Genomic DNA, 20,790 nt, shown 5'->3' on the forward strand with positions numbered 1-20,790 from the left:
CTTAGCCAAGCCTTACCAGGCTTGGCCCCGTGCCCCTCGCGTTCCCTCGCGTTGCCTCAGGTTCCGTGTCCGTCCCGATTGGGTGAAATGTCAGCGTCAGCGCCCGTGCGGACCGCCGCGCCACCCCGCGCGCCCCGCGCCCCCCGCCTCTCCCGACGCGCGATCGTGACGGCGGCGGCCGTCGTCGCCCTGCTGCTGGCGATCCTGCTGAGCCTCGCCGTGGGGGCGCGCTCCATCCCCCCGGGCGAGGTGGTCGACGCCCTGCTGCACGGCGGGCACTCCAACGCCGCCGAGGTGATCCGCACGATGCGGGTGCCGCGCACGCTCATCGGACTGATGGTCGGGGCGGCGCTGGCGCTCGCGGGCACGGTGCTCCAGGGCATCACCCGCAACCCCATCGCCGACCCCGGCATCCTCGGCATCAGCCAGGGCGCGTCGGTCGCGGTGGTCATCGCCATCGCCTTCGCCGGGGTCCACACGCTCACCGGCTATGTGTGGTTCGCCTTCGCGGGAGCGGCCGTCGCCTCGGTCGCCGTGTACGCCATCGCCTCCAGCGGGCGGGGCGGCGCCACCCCGGTGAAGCTCGCGCTCGGCGGTGCGGCGATCAACGCGCTGCTGACGTCGGTGACGATGGGCGTGCTCACCACGAAGGCGTCCGCGCTGGACGAGTTCCGGTTCTGGCAGGTCGGCTCCATCGCGGGGCGCGAGTCGGACGTCGTCCAGCAGGTGTGGCCGTTCCTCCTGCTCGGCGCCCTCCTCGTGCTCTCCGTCGCCCGCGGCCTGGACGCGCTCGCGCTCGGCGAGGACGTGGCGAAGGGGCTCGGGCAGAACGTCGCGGCGGTCCGGATCGTCGGCGGCATCGGGGCGACCGTGCTGACCGGGGTCGGGGTCGCCGCCGCCGGGCCGATCGCGTTCATCGGACTCGCCGTCCCGCACATCGCCCGCGCGGTCGTCGGCGACGACCACCGCTGGGTGCTGCCCATGGCGGCGCTGCTCGGACCCGTGATGCTGCTGGTCTCGGACGTCGTCGGCCGGATCGTGTTCCCGCCGAGCGAGGTCCCGGCGGGCGTGATGACGGCCCTGATCGGCGTCCCGTTCCTGGTCGCTCTCGTACGCCGGAAGGCGGTGCCCGCGTGAACGGCTCACCCACGGCCGTGCGGGTCCGGCCCGCCGGGTACTCCGTCGTGAAGGCCGGGCCGCGCGGCCGGTTCCTGCTGCACCGGCGGGCCTCCGCCGTCACGGCCGTCCTCGTCCTGCTGCTGGCCGCCGTCTGCGTCGCCTACCTCTGCGTCGGGGAGAGCTTCATCGCTCCCGGCGAGGTCGTGAAGGTGATCCTCGGGCAGCCGTCGTCGGCCGAGCTGGTCGTGGGCACACTGCGGCTGCCGCGCATGGTCGTCGGGCTGCTGGTGGGCGCCGCGTTCGGGGTCGCCGGGGCGCTGATCCAGACGGTGGCCCGCAACCCGCTGGCCAGCCCCGACATCATCGGCATCAGCCAGGGCGCGAGCGCGCTCACCGTCGGCGCGATGACGTTCGGCATCACCTCGTACACCGTGCTGCCCTATCTCTCCGTCCTCGGCGGCGTCGCGGCGGCGGCCCTCGTGTACGTCTTCGCCTGGCGCGGCGGCCTGCACGCCACCCGCTTCGTCCTCATCGGCATCGGCTTCGCCATCGCGCTGCGGTCGGTGACCACGCTGTTCCTGACCAAGGGCGACTACCTCGTCGCCCAACAGGCGCAGATCTGGATGACCGGTTCGCTGAACGGGCGCGGCTGGTCGGAGGCCGGGCCGATCGGCTGGACGCTGCTGATCCTGTTGCCCGCCATCGCCTGGGCGGCCCGTGCGCAGCGCACCGTCACGATGGACGACGACACCGCCACCGCGCTGGGCGTGCGCCTGGGGCGCGTACGGCTCGGGCTCGTCGCCCTCGGCGTGGTCCTGGCGTCCGTGGCGACGGGCACGGCGGGCCCGGTGGACTTCGTGGCGCTGCTCGCACCGCAGATCGCCCGCCGGATGACCCGGACCGCGCAGATCCCCCTGTTGTCCTCGGCGCTGCTGGGCGCGGTGATCGTCGTCCTCGGCGACCTGCTCGCCCGCAAGCTGTTCTCGCCCGTCGAACTGCCGGTGGGCGTCCTCACGGCGGCGGTCGGCGCCCCGTACCTGATCTGGCTGATCATCCGCGGCCGCAGTGGAGGCATCGCATGAGCCCGACGACCGACGCGCCGCGGCAGACCGGCAGGCTTGCCGCGCGTTCCCTGACCCTGGCGTACGAGGACCGCACCGTGGTCCACGAACTGGACCTCACCGTGCCCGACGGGCAGGTCACCGTCATCGTCGGCCCGAACGCCTGCGGCAAGTCCACCACCCTGCGCGCGCTCGGCCGGCTGCTGAAGCCGCGCGGCGGGGCGGTCCTGCTGGACGGTACGGAGCTGACGCGGATACCGACGAAGCAGATCGCCCGGTCCATCGGGCTGCTCCCGCAGACCCCGGTGGCTCCGGAGGCGATCACCGTCTCCGACCTGGTCGCCCGGGGCCGCCAGCCGCACCAGAGCTGGTGGCAGCAGTGGTCGGACGAGGACGAGCGGGCGGTGACCGACGCGATGGCCCGCACCGACGTGACGGCGCTGGCCGACCGATCGGTGGACGAGCTGTCGGGCGGTCAGCGCCAGCGGGTGTGGATCGCCCTGGCGCTGGCCCAGGACACGGACCTGCTGCTGCTCGACGAGCCGACGACGTATCTCGACATCGCGCACCAGGTGGAAGTGCTGGACCTGGTACGCCGGCTGGCGTCCCCGTCCGCCGACGGCACCCGGGGCCGCACCGTCGTCACCGTGCTGCACGACCTCAACCAGGCCGCCCGGTACGCGGACCGACTGGTCGCCATGAAGGAGGGCCGGATCGTCGCCGAGGGGCGGCCCGGCGACATCGTCACCGCCGAGCTGGTCCGCGAGGTCTTCGGCCTGGAGGCGGTGATCGTCCCGGACCCCGTGACGGGGTCACCGCTCGTCGTGCCGAGCGCCCCCTGGGCCCCGCGTCCGTCTCCCGTCGTACCCGGCGCTCCCTCGGCCCCGCCGGCTCCCCCCTCCCTGAAAGGTCTGTGACATGACAACTCCCCTCCGTGACCGCCGCCGCGGGCTCCTCGCCGGGTCCCTCGCCGTGGCCGCCGCGCTCACCCTCGCCGGCTGCGGTTCCTCGGACCCGGCCCCGGACTCCGCCGGCTCCTCCGCGAAGACGCGCACCGTCAGCACCGCGAACGGGGACGTCGAGGTCCCCGCGTCACCGAAGCGGGTCGTCGTCCTGGACTCCGGCGAGCTGGACTCGGCGATAACCCTCGGCGTCCGGCCGGTCGGCGCGACGCACTCGGCGTCGGAGGACGGTTTCCCCTCCTACCTCCCCGAGAGCGAGACGAAGGACATCACCCCGGTCGGCAAGATCGCCAACGCGAACATGGAGGCCGTCGCCGCGCTCGAACCCGACCTGATCCTTTCCAGCAAGGTGCGTGACGGGGACCGCTACGACCAGCTCAGCAAGATCGCCCCGACCGTGATGACGGAGGCGACCGGCAGCGCCTGGAAGGAGAACTTCCTGGTCCACGCGGAGGCGCTCGGCAAGCAGGCCGAGGCGAAGAAGGTCCTCGCCACGTACGACACCCAGGTGGCGAAGGTGACGAAGGCGCTCGGGGGCAAGGAGAAGGCCGCCGCCACGGACGTCAACTTCGTCCGCTTCGTCGAGGGTGCGGAGATCCGGATCTACGGCAAGCAGAACTACATCGGCTCGATCCTCGCCGACATCGGCACCGGCCGCCCCGCGATCACGGACAAGGCCAAGGACGGGTTCTCGTACGACGTGTCGCCCGAGAGGATCGACCTCGCGGACGCGGACGTCATCTTCACGTCGACGTACGGCGACCCGGGCAAGGCGGGGACGACGAAGACGATGAAGAGCGGCCTGTGGAAGGAACTGAAGGCGGCCGAGAACGACAAGGTCTTCAAGGTCGACGACCGCCTGTGGATCGCGGGCATCGGCTACACCGCCGCCGGCAAGATCCTGGAGGAGTTCGAGACGAGCATGACGAAGTAGCCCGCCTCGTCGGGGCGGGCCGTGTACCGCCCCGGCCGAACACCGGAGGCCGGAGGCAGCGGCCCGCCCCCGGCCGGCTCGCGGGCCCCACGGCCTTCGGCGCCACCCGGCGCGGCAAGGCGTCGCGGCCGGGCCGTGCGGGTGGCTTCCCGGCCGGGCGGCTCAGCCGGCTCGCCTGCGGGACCGCCACAACAGGTAGAGCGCGGAGGCGAGAGCGGCGACCCGGATGACCACGGGCCACGCCTCCAGCAGCACGTCCCGCATCGCGCCGTCGCGGATCGGCTCGCCCCAGCGCCCCTCCAACCGCCCCCACACCCATACGAGCGCTCCGGCCACCACCACGCCCGGCAGGCCGAGCGCCGCCCACTTCGCCTCCGTACGGGAGAGGGTGCGCGAGCTGTACGCGATCAGCCAGCCACCCGCCAGCGGCAGCCAGGAACCGGTGACCACGCCCGCGACGAGCAGGACGGCGGCCAGGAGCAGCAGCGGGTGGGCGAAGCCGCCGCGGGGGCCGCGGGCGGCGGCTTCGGGCGCGGCGACCGCCACGGACTTGCGGCGGCGGAGCTTCACGAGCCGCAGGGCGCGCCGCCGCCGGGCGGTCCCGGCGACGCCCCCGCCCTCCGCGTCCCCGACGTCCCCCGTCTCCCCGGCCTCCCCGGTCCTCCCGGTCTTCGCTGCGCCCTTCTCGCCCTTCTCGCCCCTCTCGTCCTCCGCCTCACTCTCGCTCTCGCCGGGCCTCGGCCGCTTCCCGAGCAGCTCCGGGGCCTCGATGCCGCCGAAGAACCCCGGGATGGCGGTCCCCTCGTCGAAGGGGCCCGGCTCCAGGCGCCACCAGTCGGCCGCGCCGTCCGCGTCCCCCCGCTGGTCCTGGCCGAGCATGTGCGGGGCGGAGGGGTCGGGCCAGTCGCGGGCCGGGACGTCGTCGGGGGCGTGCGGAGCGTCGAGGAGGACGTCGTCGTCGGGGGCGGGAGCCGGGCGGGGCACGGCGGCCGACCGCGTGCTACCGGAGGCGCCCTCGTAGCCACCCCCGGGGTCGCCGCCGAGGCCACTGCGGGGGTCACCACCGGAGTCACCGCGGGGGCCGCCGCCGGGGTCACCGCCAAAAACGCCGTGCGGAGCGCTGTCGGCGGCGTCGCCGGCAGCGCCGCCGTCGTCGTCCCCGGGGGCGGGGTGCGACGCGCCCCGCCCGAAACCGGCTTTCGGCTTCCTGGGGGGCCGCTCGGCCCGGCCCTCCCGGTCCTCGCTCCGCCCCGGAGCGGGCTCCTTCGGCTGTTTGCGGAGAAGCCCGCTCCGGGGCCCGGGGAGGGTGCGCCGTTGCCCGCCGGCCCCCGCCGGGGGCCGGGCGGACGGCAGCGGGATCGTGCCGTCGGCGGACTCCGCCGCCGCGGCGACCAGTTCGTCCGGGCTGCCCAGCCTGCCGATGATGCGCCGCACGGCCGCCGGCGAGTCCGCCCGTTCCGTGCCGCGCTGCCGGTCGATCTCGCCCCGGAGCGTCGAAACCAGGCGCATCCGGGCACCCGACGACAGCTGTTGTCGCTGAGCCAGGTCGCCGACCCGGCTCAGGTAGTCGTAGACGAGCTGGTCGCTCTCGATCCCCACGCGGTGCATCCCCTCTACCGGCCCTGCCCCGACGGTAGCGTTCCAGCGGCTACCGTGGGACGGATGGGGACGACCACACCACCGCGCACGCTCGCCGAAGCCCTGCGCGCCCGGGGCGACGAATCGCTGGCCGGGCTGCTGCGTGCCCGCCCCGACCTCCTCAACCCGGTGCCGAACGACATCACCCAGCTCGCGACACGCGCCGGCACGCGGGCCTCCGTCGTCCGCGCGCTGGAACATCTGGACCGGTTCGCGCTGCAGACCGCCGAGGCGCTGGCGGTGGCCCCGGACCCGGCCCCGTACGACACGCTGCTCTCGCTGCTCACCGGCGACGGGCTGGACGACGGCGACCAGCGCGACGACGCGGGGGCGGCGATCACCGCCGCCCTGCCGGGTGCCCTGTCGACCCTGCGCGAACAGGCCCTGGTCTGGGGCGAGGACGACCGGCTGAGGCTGGTGCGCACCGCCCGCGAACTCCTCGCCCCGTCCCCGCAGCACCCCTCCCCCACGGGGCTGGGCCCCACGGTCGCCGAGGCCACGGCCGGGATGTCGCCGGGCCGGCTCCAGGAGATCCTGACGGCGACCGGGCTGCCCGCCACGCACGACCCGGTGTCCGCGGTCACCGCGCTCGCCGCCCTGTTCACGGACCGGACGCGGATGGCGCAACTGCTGGACACCGCCCCGGTGGAGGCGTTGTCGGTCCTGGACCGGCTGGTGTGGGGCCCGCCGTACGGGGAGGTCACCCCCAACCCGACGCCCCCGGTGAAGTGGCTGCGCGACCGGGGCCTGCTGCTGCCCGTCTCCACCCGCACGGTGGTCCTGCCGCGCGAGGCGGCCCTCCATCTGCGCGCCGGACGCGCGCACCGCGTGCCGGAACCGGTCCCCCCGACCGTCGTGGCCGCCGCCGAACGCGATCCACAGGCTGTGGACAGGGCGGCGGCGGGCCAGGCGTTCACGGCGCTGTCCACGGTCGAGGAGCTGCTGAAGCTCTGGAACGGCGGCGGCCCGGCGATCCTGCGCGCGGGCGGGCTGAGCGTACGGGAGCTGAAGCGCGCCGCGAACGCGCTCGACGTGACCGAGCCGATCGCGGCGTTCTGGATCGAACTGGCCTACGGTGCGGGCCTGCTGGCCTCCGACGGAGAGCCCGACGAGCGGTACGCGCCGACGCCCGCGTCCGACGAGTGGCTCGACCTGACCGCCGAGGACCGCTGGACGCACCTGGCCACCGCCTGGCTCGCCGCCACCCGGAGCCCGGGCCTGGTCGGGGGCCAGGACGCCAAGGGCCGGGCCCTCTCCGCCCTCGGCCCCGAGCTGGACCGCTCGGCCGCCCCCGACGTACGCCGCCGGGCCCTGGCCCTGTTCGCCGAACTCCCGCCGGGCGCCGCGCCGGACGCCGAGACGCTGCTGCGACGGCTGCGCTGGGAACGCCCGTTGCGTGGCGGCGGCACCCCCGCGGCCGCCGGCGCGGGAACCACCGCCACCGGCCCGGGCGAGGGGGCCGACCTCCGCTCCCGCCTCGCCCTGTGGGCCCTCAACGAGGCGGAGCTGCTGGGCGTCACCGGCCGGGGCGCGCTCTCCTCCCAGGCCCGCGCGCTGCTGGACGAGGGCCCGGGCGCGGCGGCGGCCCGCCTCGCACCGCTCATCCCCGAGCCCCTGGACCACGTCCTGCTCCAGGCCGACCTGACGGCGGTGGCTCCGGGCCCGCTGGAACGCCCACTGGCGGAAACCCTCTCGGTCCTGGCCGACGTCGAGTCCAAGGGCGGGGCGACGGTGTACCGCTTCACGCCCGGCTCGGTGCGCCGCGCGCTGGACGCCGGGCAGGCGGCCGCCGACCTGCACGCCTTCCTGGCCGCGCACAGCCGTACGCCGGTGCCGCAGCCGCTGAGCTACCTGATCGACGACGTGGCCCGCCGCCACGGCCACCTGCGGATCGGTTCGGCGTCCGCGTACGTGCGCTGCGACGACGAGGCGGTCCTCAACGAGATCCTGGCCGACCGCCGCTCGACCGGCCTCCGGCTCCGCCGCCTCGCCCCCACGGTCCTGGCCTCCCAGTCCGACCCCGGCTCCCTCCTGGAGGCCCTGCGCGACATGGGCTACGCACCGGCCGCCGAATCCGCCGAGGGCGACGTCCTGATCACTCGCGCCGGCGCCCGCCGCACCCCGCCCCGCACACCCCCGGCCCCGGTCCCCGAGGGCCCGCCGGTGCCGGACGCCACGCTGCTCGGCGCGGCGGTACGGGCCATCCGCGCGGGCGACACGGCCGCCACGGTCGTCCGCAAGGAGACGCCCGAGGACGCGTCCTCCCCCGCCCCCTCCGGCTCCCTCCCCCGCACCACCTCCGCCGAGACCCTGGCCACGGTCCAGGCGGCGGCGATGACGGGCTCCGCGGTCTGGATCGGCTACGTCAACGCGGACGGCGCGGCCAGCCAGCGCGTGATCGCCCCGGTCCGCGTGGAGGGCGGCTTCGTCACGGCCTACGACCACACGGCGGACGAGGTCCGCACGTACCCGCTGCACCGGATCACGGGGGTGGCGGAGCTGGCGGAGGACGGGAAGGGGTAGGGACGGCCCGGCGCGTCTTCCCTCCCATGCGGATGGCGTGGCTCCGGACGAGCCCGTCATGCCGCCCACGCGGCACCCCCAGCGTCTCCGCTTGGGCCACTTCGCGGAGAACCGCGAGCGTCCCTGCCCCGGCTGGGACCCGCGCTCTCGGCTCGGCTCCCGTACGCGTGACCCGTCTGCGATGCTGCGGGCATGGCCACAGCCCGCCCCGCCCCTGAGCCGGTGTCGCCCCGACCGGTGGCACCCGAGCCGGTCTCGCCCGACCCGCCCGCCGCACCGATGCGGCCGCTGCTCACCCAGTCCTGGCTGGACCTGGCGTTCCTGCACTGGGCCGTCGACCCGGCGGACGTGGCGCCGCTGCTGCCGCCGGGCACGGTGCCGGACACCTTCGACGGGGCGACGTACGTGGGTCTGGTGGCGTTCCGGATGTACCGGGTGGGCGGGCTCGGGCTGCCGGGGCTTCCGTACCTCGGGACCTTCCCCGAGACCAACGTCCGGCTGTACTCCGTGGACGAGCGCGGTCGGCGCGGGGTCGTCTTCCGGTCCCTCGACGCCTCGCGGCTGATCCCCGTCCTCGTGGCGCGGGCCGCGTTCCGGTTGCCGTACGTGTGGTCCCGGATGGACATCGCACGCTCCGGCGACACCCTCACGTACACGAGCACCCGCCGCTGGCCCGGTCCTCGCGGTGCCCGGAGCAGAATCGTGCTGCGGGCGGGGGACGCGATCGGCGAACCGACGCCCCTGGAGCACTTCCTCACCGCCCGGTGGGCGCTGCACAGCTCGTTCTTCGGGCGGACCGCGTACCTGCCCAACGTGCACCCCCGGTGGCCGCTGCACCGGGCGGAGCTCCTGGAGTGCGACGAAGACCTGGTGGCGGCCGGCGGGCTGCCCGCGCCGGCCGGGGAGCCGGTGAGCGTGCTGTACTCCCCGGGCGTCGCGGTGCGCTTCGGGCCGCAGCGCAGGCCCCGGGCCGGAGGCTGACCGCACGCCCGCCCCGCCCCGCTCCGCGATGCGGCACACTGGACGTTTGGCCGCATCCGTGGCCGCACCCCGCAGAAAGGGCCGAAGCGCGTGACCGGACCCCTCATCGTCCAGAGCGACAAGACGCTGCTCCTCGAAGTCGACCACGACCTGGCGGACGCCTGCCGTCGTGCCATCGCGCCGTTCGCGGAGCTGGAGCGTGCACCCGAGCACATCCACACGTACCGGGTCACCCCGCTCGGGCTGTGGAACGCCCGCGCCGCCGGGCACGACGCCGAGCAGGTCGTCGACGCCCTGGTCGAGTACTCCCGCTACCCCGTGCCGCACGCGCTCCTGGTCGACATCGCCGAGACGATGGCGCGGTACGGGCGGCTCACCCTGTCCAAGCACCCGGTGCACGGGCTCGTGCTCACCAGCACCGACCGGCCCGTGCTGGAGGAGATCCTCCGGTCGAAGAAGGTGCAGCCGCTGGTCGGCGCCCGGATCGACCCGGACACCGTGGCCGTGCACCCCTCCGAGCGGGGGCAGGTCAAGCAGACCCTGCTCAAGCTGGGGTGGCCGGCCGAAGACCTCGCCGGGTACGTCGACGGCGAGGCCCACCCGATCGAGCTGGCCGAGGACGGCTGGGCGCTGCGGCCGTACCAGAAGCAGGCCGTCGAGGGGTTCTGGCACGGCGGGTCCGGCGTCGTCGTGCTGCCCTGCGGGGCGGGGAAGACGCTCGTCGGGGCCGGTGCCATGGCCGAGGCCAAGGCCACCACCCTGATCCTCGTCACCAACACCGTCTCCGCCCGGCAGTGGAAGCACGAGCTGGTGAAGCGGACCTCGCTGACCGAGGAGGAGATCGGCGAGTACAGCGGGACGAGGAAGGAGATCCGGCCCGTCACCATCGCCACATACCAGGTGCTGACCACCCGGCGCAAGGGCGTCTACCCGCACCTGGAGCTGTTCGACTCCCGCGACTGGGGCCTGGTCGTCTACGACGAGGTCCACCTGCTGCCCGCGCCCGTCTTCAAGTTCACCGCCGACCTCCAGGCCCGGCGGCGGCTGGGCCTCACGGCGACGCTCGTGCGGGAGGACGGGCGGGAGTCGGACGTGTTCTCGCTCATCGGGCCCAAGCGGTTCGACGCCCCGTGGAAGGAGATCGAGGCGCAGGGCTACATCGCGCCCGCCGACTGCGTCGAGGTCCGGGTCAATCTCACCGACTCCGAGCGGCTCGCCTACGCGACCGCCGAGACGGAGGAGAAGTACCGGTTCTGCGCCACCACCGCGACCAAGCGGAAGGTGACCGAGGCGCTGGTGCGCAAGCACCAGGGCGAGCAGACCCTCGTCATCGGCCAGTACATCGACCAGCTCGACGAGCTGGGAGAGCATCTGGACGCCCCCGTCATCAAGGGCGAGACCAGCAACGCCCAGCGCGAGAAGCTCTTCGAGGCGTTCCGCCAGGGCGAGATCAGCGTGCTGGTGGTGTCCAAGGTCGCGAACTTCTCCATCGACCTGCCGGAGGCGACCGTCGCGATCCAGGTCTCCGGGACCTTCGGGTCGCGCCAGGAGGAGGCCCAGCGGCTGGGCCGGGTCCTGCGGCCGAAGGCGGACGGGCACGAGGCCCGGTTCTACTCGGTCGTCGCCCGCGACACCATCGACCAGGACTTCGCGGCGCACCGCCAGCGGTTCCTGGCCGAGCAGGGGTACGCGTACCGCATCGTCGACGCGGACGAGCTGCTCGCAGGCAGCTGACGCCGCCGGGAGGGGCGGGTGTTCAGCGGCCCCGGCCGACGACGCCCGCCTCTTCCGCGTACTCCCCGAGGACGACGACGCCGAACGCCGTCGTCACGAACACCTTCACGGCGCGTACCGCGTCGCCGACGCGGTGGGGTCGGTGGTGACCGGTGACCGCGGTCGCGCCGTGCGCGGGGCCGGTCCTGCGTGGGTTCAGAGTGGCTGTGCTCATGTATCCATGGTGCGCCCGTCACCCGTTCGGGCGCGTCGGTCCGCAGACGGAACCCGGTGAGCGGGCGGGTAGCCCTCCGGTGCCATGCCTCGTTCCCGCATCCCCTACGGGTACCCCTGGCACCGCCAGTTCCGGCCGGGCCCGTATTCCGTTTCGACCGCGCCGCCCGCTGTGGCTACAATCGCCGCTCTGCCCGCCTCCCGCACCGTGGTACCGGCCCCGGGGGCTCCCGGCCCGACCGCCGGAGCTCGCCGCACGCGCCGGCAGCCGGGGGAGCGCCGCCGGCCGGACGGAAACCGGCCGGCACCCATGGAGACGAACCTTCCCAGCGGACCCATCGGCTCCCGGTGACGCCCTGTCGCCGGAGCGCGTGCGGTCCGCCGTCCTGCGTTGAAGAGCCGGAGGCAACACCGTGCCCGCGCACGTAGCAGAAAGCGATTCCACCCCCGACCCCACCGGCGCCACCGACCCCTTGGCGCACGAGCGCGCCCATCTCGCCGCGTCCCGCGCCGCCCTGCGGGGTATGCGCGAGGACGTCCAGGCCCTCGACATCCGCGACGTCACCGCGAACTGGGTCAACGCCGCCGTGCTCCAGGCCCAGATCGACGACCGCGTCAAGGCGCTCGCCGACCTCTCCCACACGCCGCTGTTCTTCGGCCGTCTCGACTACCTGCACGCCGTCGGCGGCGAGCGGGCCGAGGGCGCGGAGGGCGAGCGGTTCTACATCGGGCGCCGGCACGTCCACGACGCCGCCGGGGACCCCATGGTCATCGACTGGCGTGCGCCGGTCTCCCAGCCGTACTACCAGGCGTCCCGCAAGAACCCCCGCGACGTCGGGCTCCGCCGCCGCTTCGGTTACACGAGCGGTGAGCTGACCGCGTACGAGGACGAGCACCTCACCGATCCGGGCGAGGCGGCGCAGACCAGCCGGCTCCTCCAGGCCGAGATCGAACGGCCGCGTGTCGGTCCGATGCGCGACATCGTCGCCACCATCCAGCCGGAGCAGGACGAGATCGTCCGCAGCGGCCTCGGCGGCACCGTCTGCGTGCAGGGCGGGCCCGGCACCGGGAAGACGGCCGTCGGCCTGCACCGGGTGGCGTACCTGCTGTACGCGCACCGTGAGCGGCTGGCCCGCACCGGCACTCTGGTCATCGGGCCGAACCGTTCCTTCCTGCACTACATCGAGCAGGTCCTTCCGGCCCTCGGCGAGCTGGCGGTGAAGCAGGCCACCGTCGACGACCTGGTGCGCACCGGTGTCGAGGTCCGGGGCGAGGACGAGGCGGCCACCGCCGTCGTCAAGGGCGACGCCCGCATGGCCGAGGTGCTGCGGCGGGCCGTCCGCTCCCATGTGACGGCCCCCGCCGAGCCCGTCGTCGTGGTGCGCGGGTCCCGGCGCTGGCGGGTACCCGCCCACGAGATCCAGGAGATGGTCGACGAACTGCTGGCCCGCGACATGCGGTACGGGGCGGCGCACGAGGCGCTGCCGCAGCGGATCGCGCACGCCGTTCTCGTACGGATGGAGGAGGCCGGGGAGGCGCCCGACGACCGGGTGCAGAACGCGGTCGCCCGGAACCCCGCGGTGAAGGCCGCCGTCAAGGCGGTCTGGCCGGCCGTGGACCCGGCGAAGCTGGTGCTGCGGCTGCTGTCCGACGCGGAGTTCCTGGCCGCGCACGCACAGGGCCTGCTGAGCGAGGACGAGCAGAAGCGGCTCCTGTGGACGAAGCCCGCCCGCAGCGTGAGGTCCGCCAGGTGGTCGGCGGCGGACGCCGTGCTGATCGACGAGGCACGTGATCTGGTCGCCCGTACGCACTCGCTCGGCCATGTCGTGCTCGACGAGGCTCAGGACCTCTCGCCCATGCAGTACCGGGCGGTGGGGCGGCGGTGCTCGACGGGTTCGGCCACCGTGCTCGGGGATCTCGCGCAGGGGACGACCCCATGGTCCACGGAGAGCTGGGCCGAGGCGCTGTTCCACCTGGGCAAGGGGGACGCGGTGGTGGAGGAGCTGACCGCCGGTTTCCGTGTGCCGCGCGAGGTCATCGCGTACGCCTCCCGGCTGCTGCCCGTGATCTCGCCCGGGCTCGCGGCGGTGGAGTCGGTGCGTGAGTCGCCCGGTTCGCTCGTCGTGCGGGAGGTGGCGGGCGGTGCGGACGGTCTGGACGCCGCCGCCGTCGCCGCCTGCGAGGAGTCCTTGCGCCACGAGGGGTCGATCGGGCTGATCGCGGCCGACGCCCGGATTCCGGCGCTGGGCGCGGCCCTGACGGCGGCCGGCCACGTATGTCTCTCCCCCGGTGAGGAGACGACCGCCGCCTCCCGGCTGACGCTGGTGCCCGCGTCGCTCGCCAAGGGCCTGGAGTACGACTACGTGGTGCTCGACGAACCGGCGGCCGTGGTCGACGGCGAGCCCGACGAGCGGACCGGGCTGCGGCGGCTGTACGTGGCGCTGACCCGTGCGGTTTCCGGCCTGACGGTGCTGCACGCGGCCCCGTTGCCGGAGGCGCTGGGCTGAGAGCCCGCGCGGGGCCGGGGGCCGGGGGCTGGCGGGGGGCCGGGCTCTCCGCCCGCTCCCCGGCCCCCTCCGGGCTCCTGCCCAGGCCCTCGTCCGCGCCCTCAGGCCCCCGCCCCCTCACCCCTTTCAGGCTCCTCCTCGGCTCCCGGGCAGCCCGGGATCAGGCGTCCAGCGCCGCGCGCCACTCCCGTACGACGGCCGCGTCCACCGGTGCCGACCAGCCGCCGGGCCGGGCCGCGCCGCCGATGTGGAACGCGTCGATCCCCGCCGCCAGGAGCCGCGGCAGGTGGTGCAGGTGGAGGCCGCCGCCGACCAGGACCTGCGCCTCGTATCCCGGCTCACCGGTACGGGCCGCCTCGGCCAGGAGCGTCGGGATGCCGGCGTCCACGCCGGCCGGGGAACCCGCCGTGAGGAACGTGTCGAGGCCGGGCAGGTCCGCGAGCTGCTTGCGCAGGGCGTCTCGGTCGGCGGCCCGGTCGATCGCCCGGTGGAACGTCCACCGGCAGCCGTCCAGCTCGGCGACGAGCCGCTCGACGGCGACGAGGTCGGCGTGGCCCTCCGCGTCGAGGAAGCCGAACACGAACTCGTCGGCCCCGGCCTCCCGCATCTCGTGTGCCTTGCCGACCAGTACATCGATGTCACCGGCGGCGAAGCCGTCCGCCACCCTGAGCATCACGCGCAGCGGGATGTCCACAGCGGACCTGATCGCAGCGAAGGTCTCCCGCGACGGCGTGAGACCGTCGGCGGCCATGTCGGTGACCAGTTCGAGGCGGTCTGCACCACCGGCCTGGGCAGCGACCGCGTCCTCCGCGTCGAGAGCGATCACCTCCAGGACTGCACGGTTGCTCATGGGTCCCCATTCCTCCGATACGCAGCTATAGGTCTAGTCCAATGGCCAGCCTACGGGTGGCCGACGGACAGCGCAGCCCTCCATCTGAACGTACGACCGCGAAGGCGCGCGAGCCGACCCCGCAGACGGGTGACGCACAGCTCGCGCACATCGACACAGAACGGACACCTCCCTCGCGGGCATCTCTTGCACTTCATGGGGGAGGGGGGTATACATGAAGGAGAAATAGATACCCCCTAGGGGTATACGGACAGCTTCAGGGAGGATCCCGTGGCCGCGCACTCCGCCACCACAGCCACCACCGCTGCCGGCTCCGACGCCGACACCGCCGCGGTCGAGCTCGCGATCGGCGGGATGACCTGCGCCTCGTGCGCGGCCCGTATCGAGAAGAAGCTCAACCGGATGGACGGCGTCGAGGCCACCGTGAACTACGCCACCGAGAAGGCGAAGGTCACCTACCTGGGCGCAGACGTGTCCGTCGAGGATCTCATCGCGACCGTCGAGGCCACCGGCTACACCGCCCGGCCGCCCTCTCCGCCCGCCTCCACCGGCTCCCCGGGGAGCCACGTCACGGACGCGGCGGCCGGGGCGGCGGAGAGCGCGGACGACGACGGGCTCACCACCCTGCGCCAGCGCCTGCTCACCGCCGTCCTCCTCGCCGTCCCGGTGATCGCGATGGCGATGATCCCCGCGCTCCAGTTCGACTACTGGCAGTGGCTCTCCCTGACGCTCACCGCACCGGTCGTCACCTACGCCGCCTGGCCCTTCCACCGGGCCGCCTGGACCAACGCGAAACACGGCGCGGCGACGATGGACACGCTGATCTCCGTCGGCACGTCGGCCGCGTTCCTGTGGTCTCTGTGGGCGCTGTTCTTCGGGACCGCGGGCATGGTCGGCATGACGCACCCCTTCGAGCTGACCATCGCCCGCAGCGACGGCGCCGGGAACATCTACCTGGAGGCCGCGGCCGGAGTGACGGCGTTCATCCTCGCCGGCCGGTACTTCGAGGCACGTTCGAAGCGCAGGGCGGGGGCCGCGCTGAGGGCGCTGCTGGAGCTGGGGGCGAAGGAGGTCACCGTCCTGCGCGGTGGCGCCGAGACGACCATCCCCACCGCCGCGCTTCAGGTCGGGGACCGTTTCCTGGTCCGTCCCGGGGAGAAGATCGCGACGGACGGGACCGTGGTCGAGGGCTCCTCGGCCGTGGACGCCTCGATGCTCACCGGCGAGTCCGTCCCCGTCGAGGTCACCACCGGCGACACCGTCACCGGAGCCACCCTCAACGCAGGCGGACGCCTCGTCGTCGAAGCCACCCGCGTCGGCGCCGACACCCAACTCGCCCGCATGGCCCGCCTCGTCGAAGACGCCCAGAACGGCAAAGCCTCCGCCCAACGCCTCGCCGACCGCATCAGCGCCGTCTTCGTCCCCATCGTCATCGCCCTCGCCCTGGGAACCCTCGGCTTCTGGCTCGGCAACGGCTCCGGACTCACCGCCGCCTTCACCGCCGCCGTCGCCGTCCTCATCATCGCCTGCCCCTGCGCCCTCGGCCTCGCCACCCCCACCGCCCTCATGGTCGGCACCGGACGCGGCGCACAACTCGGCATCCTCATCAAAGGCCCCGAAGTCCTCGAAACCACCCGCCGCGCCGACACCATCGTCCTCGACAAGACCGGCACCGTCACCACCGGCCGCATGACCCTCCACACCGCCCACACCACCCCCACCACCACCGAAATCGAAGCCCTCCGGCTGGCCGGAGCACTCGAAAACGCCTCCGAACACCCCATCGCCCAGGCCGTCGCCACCGCAGCCACCGACGCCACCGGCCCCCTCCCCACCCCCGAGGACTTCCAGAACATCCCCGGGCTCGGCGTCCAGGGCATCGTCGAGGGCCACGCCGTCCTCGTCGGACGCGAACAGCTCCTGGCGCAGTGGGAGATCCGTCTCCCCGACCACCTCGCCGAGGCGAAGCAGGCCGCGGAGGCCGCGGGCCGTACCGCGATCACCGTCGCCTGGGACGGTGAGGCGCGGGCGGTGCTGGAGGTCGCGGACGCGGTCAAGGACACGAGTGCCGAGGCCGTCCGCCGGCTCCGCGCCCTCGGCCTGACCCCGATCCTCCTCACCGGTGACAACCGGGCCGTGGCGGAGTCGGTCGCGGCCGAGGTCGGGATCGACGAGGTGTACGCGGAGGTCATGCCGCAGGACAAGGTCGACGTGGTCAAGCGCCTTCAGGCTCAGGGCCGTTCGGTCGCCATGGTCGGCGACGGGGTCAACGACGCCGCGGCCCTCGCCCAGGCCGACCTCGGCCTCGCGATGGGCACCGGCACCGACGCCGCCATCGAGGCCGGCGACCTCACCCTCGTCCGCGGTGACCTCAACGCCGCCGCCGACGCGATCCGCCTCTCCCGCCGCACCCTGTCCACCATCCGCACCAACCTCTTCTGGGCCTTCGCCTACAACGTCGGCGCTCTGCCGCTGGCCGCCGCCGGGCTCCTCAACCCGATGATCGCCGGTGCCGCGATGGCCTTCTCCTCCGTCTTCGTGGTCGGCAACTCCCTGCGGCTGCGCACCTTCAAGGGGGCATGAGGGAGCACGGAGGAACGGAGGGCCTGAGCACGGCGGCGGTCCCGGGGCAGGTACCCGGGGCCGCCGCCGTGCTCAGGCGCGTACGAAACGCAGCCGGGTCCCCGGTACGGCCTGGGCCGCCACCGCGAGGGCCCGTTCGGGGACGACGCCGAGAACCGGGTAGCCGCCGGTGGTCGGATGGTCGTTGAGGAAGACGACGGGCCGGCCGTCCGGCGGCACCTGGACCGCGCCCAGGACCATGCCCTCGCTGGGCAGTTCGCCCGTACGGGAGCGCTCCAGCGCCGGGCCCTCCGTGCGCAGCCCGATGCGGTTGCTGTGCGGCGAGACCCGGTAGGGGGCGGTGAGGAACGTACGGAGCGCCGCCTCGGTGAACCAGTCGTGCCGGGGCCCGGGGTGGACGGGGAGCACCAGCTCGGCGGGGGCGCCCGGCCAGGGGACGGGACCGGCGGCCGACGGGCCGCACCCCGCCGGGTCGCCCAGCGGAAGCACGTCGCCCTCGCTCAGCGGTGCCGGCCCCAGCCCCGAGAGCAGGTCCGCCGAACGGCTGCCCAGCACCGGCTCCGGCACCAGCCCGCCCGCGAACGCCAGGTAGCCGCGCAGACCGCCCTCGGCGGGCCCCGCGTCGAGCACCGCGCCCGCAGGGACCCGCACCGGCGCGCCCCACGCCACCGGCCGTCCGTCGACGGTCACCCGGCAGCCGGCCCCGCCGACGACGGCCAGGACCGGCCGGTCCGGGCGGACCGCGCACCCGGTCAGCGTGGTCTCCAGGACGGCGGAGTCCGGCGGGTTGCCCACCAGCCGGTTGGCCAGCCGGGCGGCGGGCGCGTCGAGAGCCCCGGCGCGCCCGACCCCGAGGTGCGCCCAGCCGGGACGGCCCGCGTCCTGGACGGTGGTCAGCGCCCCGGCCCGCACGACCCGCAGGGGGAAGGGGACCGTCATCCGCTCCTCCCGGGGCCACCCGCCCGGAGAGAGCCCGATGACGGTGCGCCCCCTGCCCGGGGGGGGCCGATGACGGTGCGCCCCCTGCCCGGGGAGGGACCGGTGGCGGTGTTCCGTCCGCCCGGGGAGCGGGCGGCGCGCCCGCTTCGACGGCCCCCACCGGCACGAACCTGACCGGCGTCCCCGGCCCGAGCAACGCCGCCGGCTCCCCCGCCGGGTCCCACAGGGGTCCCGGGTCCGGCATCCGCCCGACGATCTGCCAGCCGCCGGGCGAGGAGCGCGGGTACACCCCCGTGTAGGGCCCGGCCAGGGCCACCGCCCCGGCCGGAACCCGGGTGCGCGGCGTCGTGCGCCGGGGCACGTGCAACGCCTCGGGCAGCCCGGTGAGGTAGCCGAAGCCGGGGGCGAACCCGCAGAACGCCACCCGGAACGCGGTACGGGAGTGCAGGGCGGCCACCTCCTCGGCCGGGACGCCCCAGAGCGCGGCGACCTCGTCGAGGTCGGGGCCGTCGTAGACGACGGGGATCACCACCGGATCGCCGTCCCGGGGCTGTGGCGGCCCCACCCGCCAGGCGGCGAGGTCGCGGGCGAGCCGGTCCCGGGCCCCGGGGTCGTGCTCGCCGATCCCGTCGAGCAGGACGGTGCGCGCGGCCGGGACGATCTCCGTCACGTCGGGGAGTTCGCCCCGCTCGCGGCGACGGAGCAGCTCGGCGTGGAATGCCTCGGCGTGTGCGCCGTCGGTCAGCTCGACGAGAAGCGCGTGCGGGCCGGCGGGCAGCACGCGGGGCCGCCCCGGAAAGACGTCCGTCCGCGCGGGGCCCGGGCCGACGCCGTGCCCGTTCACACGAAGGCCCGTACCGCGACGCCCGCTTCCTCCAGCGCGGCCCGCACCCGGCGTGCGAGGGCCGCGGCGCCCGGGGTGTCCCCGTGGACGCAGAGGGAGCGCGCCCGGACGGGTATCCGGCTGCCGTCCGCCCCGGTCACCGCCCGCTCGACGGCCATGCCGACGCTCCGGCGTACGACGTCGTCCGGGTCGTGCACCACCGCGCCCGGCTCGCCGCGCGGGACGAGGGTGCCCCGTGCGGTGTACGCGCGGTCGGCGAACGCCTCCTCCACGGCGGTCAGTCCGGCGTCGGCCGCGTGGGCGAGCAGCCGGGACCCGGGCAGCCCGAGCACGGCCAGGTGTCCGCCCGCGAGCCGGACGCCCGCGACGACGGCGGCGGCCTGCTCGTCGTCCCACACGGCCCGGTTGTAGAGCGCGCCGTGCGGCTTGACGTACGAGACGGCCGATCCGGCGGCCTCCGCGAAGACCCGCAGCGCGCCTATCTGGTAGGCGGTCTCGGCGGTCAGCTCGGCGGGCGGCACGTCCATCGGCCGGCGCCCGAACCCGGCCAGGTCGCGGTAGGAGACCTGGGCCCCGATCCGCACCCCGCCGGCCGCCGCCGCGTCGCAGACCCGCCGCATCACGGAGGGGTCGCCCGCGTGGAAGCCGCAGGCCACGTTGGCGCTCGTGACACAGGCGAGGAGCGCGTCGTCGTCGGTCAGGGCCCAGCGGCCGAAGCCCTCGCCGAGGTCCGCGTTGAGATCCATCATCACGGGCGCACGCTAATGACCGTTCAGCACGGCGACAAGAGGCGGTCCGGGGGCCGGATGCGCGGGGCGCCCACGTCCTGACTCAGTCATCACTCGTCCGGTCACAGGCCCAGGACCGTCGCCACCAGTTCGCTGCGGCTGCGGACACCGGTCTTCGCGAACACACTCTTCAGATGGTCCTGCACGGTCGCCGCGGTGATGTGCAGTTCCACGGCGATGGTCCGCGACGGCAGACCGGCGACGACTCGCGCCAGCACGTCCCGCTCGCGCGGTGTAAGCCCGTACGCGAGCAGCAGTATCTCGGCCACGTCGGCGGCCGGCGCCGGATGTACCGTCACGGCGATGGCCGAGGGGTGCGGGCCACCACTCAGCGGCGAGGCATGGACGGAGAGCCACCGGCCCGAGCGGCCGCGGATGCGTCCGTACGCCGGCAGCTCAGCGCCTCTTCCCCGTGCGGCCACCTCCAGGATCGCGGATGGCAGTTCCGCCTGCGACGGGCCCAGCTCGTCCCGCCAGAGTTTCGCGGCCGGGTTCTCCGAAAACAGCCGCAAGTCCTGGTCGAGCAGGAGCACTCCGGCCTCGGACGGGCCAGCAGCGGTGTCGTCGGGTGCCCGGTGGGCGGCCCGGCGCAGGGCCGCACCGACCGGGGCGGACAGCCGCCGCAGGACGCCGACGTCGGCCGGGGTGAAGTCGGGCCTCCGGCCGCCGCGGAAGACGGCGACGACGCCCCAGCAGCGGCCGTCCACCACGAAGCCCGCCCGCAGCTCGTGCCGTGCGTCGATCATCGGCAGCACGGTCCGGTAGCGGTGGCTGGATTCCGGATCACCGCCGGTGGCCGCACCGAGCGTGCCCGCGGATACCTCGGAGCGGGCCAGCTCCGCGAACTTCAGGACGTCGTCCACCAGGTACTCGTTGTGCGCGGCGGCCGCGGCCGCCTCCGGTACGAGCCCGGCGCTGACTTGGTCGGCGGTCAGCAGCGTCATCGGGTCGATCGTGCTGAAGCAGTAGGAGTCGGCCGGGATGAGGCGTGTCAGCCGGTCGGCGATCCGGCGGCGCAGTATTCGGGAGTCGAGGTCTAGACGGCAGATCGCCTCGATGTCGCGCACGGTCTCGCGCCGGACCACCGGGGAACTCACCCTTGCCACGGTATCCC

15 protein-coding genes and 1 pseudogene are annotated in these 20,790 nt (G+C 74.4%); 9 read left to right on the plus strand and 7 right to left on the minus strand.

Annotation, left to right across the window (positions count from 1 at the left end):
- The first annotated feature begins 87 nt into the window (after positions 1-87).
- Genes ACIQMU_RS10735 through ACIQMU_RS10750 form a run of 4 tightly spaced genes read left to right on the plus strand, consistent with a single transcriptional unit; the run spans position 88 to position 4,076 of the window.
- Positions 88-1,137 carry an iron ABC transporter permease gene (locus tag ACIQMU_RS10735; protein WP_352239486.1) on the plus strand — a complete coding sequence of 350 codons (1,050 nt, stop codon included), beginning with the start codon at positions 88-90 and terminating at the stop codon, positions 1,135-1,137.
- On the plus strand, positions 1,134-2,201 hold the full coding sequence (locus ACIQMU_RS10740; RefSeq protein WP_352239487.1) for an iron chelate uptake ABC transporter family permease subunit: 1,068 nt from the start codon (positions 1,134-1,136) through the stop codon (positions 2,199-2,201). Before ACIQMU_RS10735 ends, ACIQMU_RS10740 begins: the two co-directional genes overlap by 4 nt.
- Complete coding sequence (locus tag ACIQMU_RS10745) at positions 2,198-3,097, plus strand: ABC transporter ATP-binding protein (RefSeq protein ID WP_352239488.1); 900 nt, start codon at positions 2,198-2,200, stop codon at positions 3,095-3,097. Before ACIQMU_RS10740 ends, ACIQMU_RS10745 begins: the two co-directional genes overlap by 4 nt.
- Before the next feature lies 1 nt (position 3,098).
- A complete protein-coding gene (locus ACIQMU_RS10750; protein WP_352239489.1) occupies positions 3,099-4,076 on the plus strand; it encodes an iron-siderophore ABC transporter substrate-binding protein in 978 nt (325 codons plus the stop codon).
- A 162-nt stretch (positions 4,077-4,238) separates the two neighbouring features.
- Here ACIQMU_RS10750 and ACIQMU_RS10755 read toward each other — a convergent pair whose 3' ends face one another.
- A complete protein-coding gene (locus ACIQMU_RS10755; RefSeq protein WP_402688674.1) occupies positions 4,239-5,684 on the minus strand; it encodes a hypothetical protein in 1,446 nt (481 codons plus the stop codon).
- 54 nt (positions 5,685-5,738) lie between these two features.
- Between ACIQMU_RS10755 and ACIQMU_RS10760 the strand changes: the two genes are divergently transcribed.
- From ACIQMU_RS10760 to ACIQMU_RS10770, 3 genes are all read left to right on the plus strand, one after another.
- On the plus strand, positions 5,739-8,237 hold the full coding sequence (locus tag ACIQMU_RS10760; RefSeq protein ID WP_402688675.1) for a helicase C-terminal domain-containing protein: 2,499 nt from the start codon (positions 5,739-5,741) through the stop codon (positions 8,235-8,237).
- 192 nt (positions 8,238-8,429) lie between these two features.
- A complete protein-coding gene (locus ACIQMU_RS10765; protein WP_402688676.1) occupies positions 8,430-9,218 on the plus strand; it encodes a YqjF family protein in 789 nt (262 codons plus the stop codon).
- A gap of 90 nt (positions 9,219-9,308) precedes the next feature.
- Entirely contained in the window at positions 9,309-10,952 is a 1,644-nt protein-coding gene (locus ACIQMU_RS10770; protein WP_352239499.1) for a DNA repair helicase XPB, read from the plus strand.
- Between the two features lie 22 nt (positions 10,953-10,974).
- On the opposite strand, the gene ACIQMU_RS10775 is transcribed toward ACIQMU_RS10770, so the two are convergent.
- On the minus strand, positions 10,975-11,166 hold the full coding sequence (locus ACIQMU_RS10775) for a hypothetical protein (RefSeq protein WP_352239500.1): 192 nt from the start codon (positions 11,164-11,166) through the stop codon (positions 10,975-10,977).
- A 412-nt stretch (positions 11,167-11,578) separates the two neighbouring features.
- Here ACIQMU_RS10775 and ACIQMU_RS10780 point away from each other — a divergent pair, with 412 nt between their 5' ends.
- Positions 11,579-13,672, plus strand: coding sequence for a UvrD-helicase domain-containing protein (locus ACIQMU_RS10780; protein ID WP_352239501.1), 2,094 nt, complete (start codon positions 11,579-11,581; stop codon positions 13,670-13,672).
- 160 nt (positions 13,673-13,832) lie between these two features.
- Here the strand turns inward: ACIQMU_RS10780 and ACIQMU_RS10785 are convergent, their stop codons facing one another.
- Positions 13,833-14,522: a copper homeostasis protein CutC gene (locus ACIQMU_RS10785; protein WP_402688677.1), complete on the minus strand. Its 690-nt coding sequence runs from the start codon at positions 14,520-14,522 to the stop codon at positions 13,833-13,835.
- A gap of 270 nt (positions 14,523-14,792) precedes the next feature.
- Between ACIQMU_RS10785 and ACIQMU_RS10790 the strand changes: the two genes are divergently transcribed.
- Complete coding sequence (locus ACIQMU_RS10790; RefSeq protein ID WP_352239503.1) at positions 14,793-17,105, plus strand: heavy metal translocating P-type ATPase; 2,313 nt, start codon at positions 14,793-14,795, stop codon at positions 17,103-17,105.
- A 72-nt stretch (positions 17,106-17,177) separates the two neighbouring features.
- On the opposite strand, the gene ACIQMU_RS10795 is transcribed toward ACIQMU_RS10790, so the two are convergent.
- From ACIQMU_RS10795 to ACIQMU_RS10810, 4 genes and pseudogenes are all read right to left on the minus strand, one after another.
- Entirely contained in the window at positions 17,178-18,044 is an 867-nt protein-coding gene (locus tag ACIQMU_RS10795) for a biotin-dependent carboxyltransferase family protein (protein WP_352239504.1), read from the minus strand.
- A gap of 121 nt (positions 18,045-18,165) precedes the next feature.
- Positions 18,166-18,888, minus strand: a pseudogene (locus tag ACIQMU_RS10800) (allophanate hydrolase subunit 1); the annotation flags it as partial.
- Positions 18,885-19,634: a 5-oxoprolinase subunit PxpA gene (locus ACIQMU_RS10805; RefSeq protein ID WP_352239818.1), complete on the minus strand. Its 750-nt coding sequence runs from the start codon at positions 19,632-19,634 to the stop codon at positions 18,885-18,887. The pseudogene ACIQMU_RS10800 and the gene ACIQMU_RS10805, both read right to left, overlap by 4 nt.
- A gap of 104 nt (positions 19,635-19,738) precedes the next feature.
- On the minus strand, positions 19,739-20,773 hold the full coding sequence (locus tag ACIQMU_RS10810; RefSeq protein WP_352239506.1) for a helix-turn-helix transcriptional regulator: 1,035 nt from the start codon (positions 20,771-20,773) through the stop codon (positions 19,739-19,741).
- Positions 20,774-20,790 lie beyond the last annotated feature (17 nt).

Source organism: Streptomyces sp. NPDC091649, from assembly GCF_044756785.1.
In the GTDB taxonomy this organism is placed as follows: domain Bacteria; phylum Actinomycetota; class Actinomycetes; order Streptomycetales; family Streptomycetaceae; genus Streptomyces.

Coding starts and splice junctions, on each gene's coding strand:
- ACIQMU_RS10805 (WP_352239818.1), bottom strand. CDS start 19,634: ATGGATCTCAACGCGGACCTCGGCGAGGGCTTCGGCCGCTGGGCCCTG.
- ACIQMU_RS10785 (WP_402688677.1), bottom strand. CDS start 14,522: ATGAGCAACCGTGCAGTCCTGGAGGTGATCGCTCTCGACGCGGAGGAC.
- ACIQMU_RS10745 (WP_352239488.1), top strand. CDS start 2,198: ATGAGCCCGACGACCGACGCGCCGCGGCAGACCGGCAGGCTTGCCGCG.
- ACIQMU_RS10765 (WP_402688676.1), top strand. CDS start 8,430: ATGGCCACAGCCCGCCCCGCCCCTGAGCCGGTGTCGCCCCGACCGGTG.
- ACIQMU_RS10775 (WP_352239500.1), bottom strand. CDS start 11,166: ATGAGCACAGCCACTCTGAACCCACGCAGGACCGGCCCCGCGCACGGC.
- ACIQMU_RS10750 (WP_352239489.1), top strand. CDS start 3,099: ATGACAACTCCCCTCCGTGACCGCCGCCGCGGGCTCCTCGCCGGGTCC.
- ACIQMU_RS10755 (WP_402688674.1), bottom strand. CDS start 5,684: ATGCACCGCGTGGGGATCGAGAGCGACCAGCTCGTCTACGACTACCTG.
- ACIQMU_RS10760 (WP_402688675.1), top strand. CDS start 5,739: ATGGGGACGACCACACCACCGCGCACGCTCGCCGAAGCCCTGCGCGCC.
- ACIQMU_RS10795 (WP_352239504.1), bottom strand. CDS start 18,044: ATGACGGTCCCCTTCCCCCTGCGGGTCGTGCGGGCCGGGGCGCTGACC.
- ACIQMU_RS10735 (WP_352239486.1), top strand. CDS start 88: ATGTCAGCGTCAGCGCCCGTGCGGACCGCCGCGCCACCCCGCGCGCCC.